This window comes from Mesorhizobium sp. dw_380, assembly GCF_018588885.1.
Taxonomy (GTDB): Bacteria; Pseudomonadota; Alphaproteobacteria; order Rhizobiales; family Rhizobiaceae; genus Mesorhizobium.
Genome location: NZ_JAFFIW010000094.1, coordinates 1 through 2,782, shown reverse-complemented (window position 1 = coordinate 2,782; position 2,782 = coordinate 1). Strand labels below are relative to the sequence as shown.

1 protein-coding gene is annotated in these 2,782 nt (G+C 61.5%); it reads right to left on the bottom strand.

Annotated elements, in window-relative coordinates:
- The coding region (locus JT360_RS32905) for a non-ribosomal peptide synthetase (RefSeq protein WP_214477562.1) at positions 1-2,782 on the bottom strand (2,782 nt) is incomplete at both ends.

Sequence of the window (2,782 nt, the reverse complement as noted above, 5' to 3'; positions counted from 1 at the left end):
TTCAGGCGCCGAGAGAAGGCTGGTCCGACCTACCGGACCTTGCGCTTCCGCCACAAGATCCCGCAGCACGACTTCCAGATATCCGATATGCCGCTCGACCGTCTCGCGATCGAACAACGCTGTCGCATAGCCAAGGCTTCCGACAAACTCGTTGCCGACCTCCGCCAGATCAAGCTCCAGATCGAACTTCGACATCGTGTCATAGGCCACGCCTGCAGGCTCGATTGCGAGGCCGGGCAAGGCGAGGCGGTCTTCCTCGAGCGTCTGCCAGGTCAACAGCACCTGGAATACCGGCGTGTGCTCCAGCCGCCTCGGCGGCTGCACAATCTCCACGACCTGCTCAAACGGCAGGTCCTGGTGGTCCTGCGCACCCAGGGCCACCGACCGCACACGCTCCAGTAGGGTTGCAACGTCCGGCTCTCCCGACACATCGACACGCAGCGCCAGGGTATTGACGAAGAAGCCGATCAATCCCTCGACTTCCCGACGTCCGCGATTGGCGGTAGGTGTCCCGATGACGATGTCCTCCTGACCCGACAAGCGCGACAGAACCACTGCCCAGGCCGCCAGAACCACCATGAACGGCGTTGCCCCGTGCCGAAGGCATAGGCGCTTCAGGTCCCGTGTCAGTTCCGCATCAAGCCGAACCGGCACATTCGAGCCCACGAAGCTCTGCTGGGCCGGACGCGGTCGATCCGTCGGCAGGTTCAGCACTACTGGCGCGCCCTGCAATGCATCCCGCCAGTACTGGGCCTGCCCAGCTTGACGCTCGCCGCTCAGCCATTGCCGCTGCCAGACCGCATAGTCCGGATACTGCACGGCCAGCTCACCCAACGGGCTCTCCTCGCCCCGGGCAAACGCTGCGTATAATGTTTCTATCTCTCGAAGCAGAATCCCAATTGACCATCCGTCCGACACGATATGATGCTGTGTCACAAGCAGCACATGCTCCGTATCGGCCACCCGGATCAGGCAGGCCCGCACCAATGGGCCGTGCTCAAGGTCGAACGGTGCCGCAAACTCGTCCTGGCTCAGCACCGCAAGGCGCGCGACGGCATCTATCTCGTTGCGCAGATCGTGCTCCACCAAAGGCAGGCTGCGTTCCGCAGCCAAGAACGCAACCCGCGCCTTGCCTTCCTCCGTCACGAACAGGCTGCGCAAGGCCTCGTGCCGCGCCCACACTTCATCCAGAGTTCGACCCAGCGCGGCCCGATCCAGTTCACCGCGCAGGCGCAGTGCCAGCGGGACGTGATAGGCCTCGCTCCCTCCCTCCAGCTGCGACAGGAACCACAGCCGTTCCTGCGCGTAGGACGGCGGCAGGACACCAGATCGATCAACGCGCGCGATTGTCGGCAAATGGAGGGGTCCCGACCCAGCCAGCTGCTCCTCCACCGCCGCGGCCACGCCGGCAAGGCTCGGCGCGACAAACAGCGCCGTCAGCGCCAATTTCAAGCCGAACGCCTGTTGAATCCGATTGACCAACCTGACCGCCAGTAGCGAGTGGCCGCCGAGCTCGAAGAAGCTGTCCTGGCGCCCGACGCGCTCGACACCCAGAAGCTGCGCCCACATCCCGGCAAGGATCGTCTCAACCTCGCCTTGAGGCGCCTCATATGCCTGCCGCGCATAGGCCTCTTCGTCCGGCGCCGGCAGCGCTTTGCGGTCGAGCTTGCCGTTCGGCGTTAAGGGCAGTGCTTCCAGTCTCACGTAGGCGGCCGGGATCATGTACTCCGGCAGCATGGCGCTCAGATACGCCCGCAGCACCGCCGCAAGATCGTCACCGGCTTCATCCCGTGCCACGACATAGGCAACCAGCCGCTTCTCACCAGGCGTGTCTTCCCGCGCGATAACCACTGCTTCACGCACCAGCGCGTGCTCGCCAAGCCGCGCCGCAACCTCTCCCGGCTCGATCCGGTAGCCCCGGATCTTCACCTGCTCGTCAAGGCGCCCCAAAAACTCCAAATTGCCATCGGCGGCCCAGCGCACAAGGTCGCCTGTTCGGTACAGCCGCGCGCCAGCCTCGCCGCTGAAGCGATCCGCCACGAACCGCTCAGCTGTCAGCTCCGGACGGTTCAGGTAGCCACGCGCAACACCCGCTCCACCGATATAGAGTTCGCCCGCAACACCAATCGGAACAGGCTCAAAACCCGCGTCAAGAATGTAGACTTTCTTGCTCGAAATCGGCTTTCCAATTGAAACATAGCGGCCTTCGGCGAGGCCCTTCAATGCCGAGCTGCTTAGATCGAAGGTCGTAGCAGTTACCGTTGCTTCAGTTGGCCCGTAGGCATTCAAAATAACACAACCATTGTTAATGGTCATCAATTTGCTTATTGCGAACGCATCACCCCCGACAATAAGAAGGCGTAGGTATCTCGTCAGTTCGATGTGGAAATATAGCGGAGTTATATTGGCGACGGTTATCGAATGATGAGCTATTTCCGTGATCAACCTTTCAGGCGACCATATTACATTTGGTCGGATGAACAAAACCGCGCCGGCCGTTAGGGCTGAAAACGCCTGTTCGATCGAAGGGTCGAAATTCGTGCTGGCAAATTGGAGCACCCGATCAATACCAGTGATCTGATACTTGTCGACACTAGCGAGAATATGCTGGGCTAGCCCTCCATGCTCGACCATGACGCCCTTTGGCGTACCGGTTGAGCCCGAGGTGTAGATGACATAGGCGAGATGGCGTGGTGTCAGGCCAAGGGTTCCTGGATCCGGATTGGTCGCGGGATGCCTGTCCTGCTCGGCACTCTGCTCGTCCAGCCCGATCGACATGCGT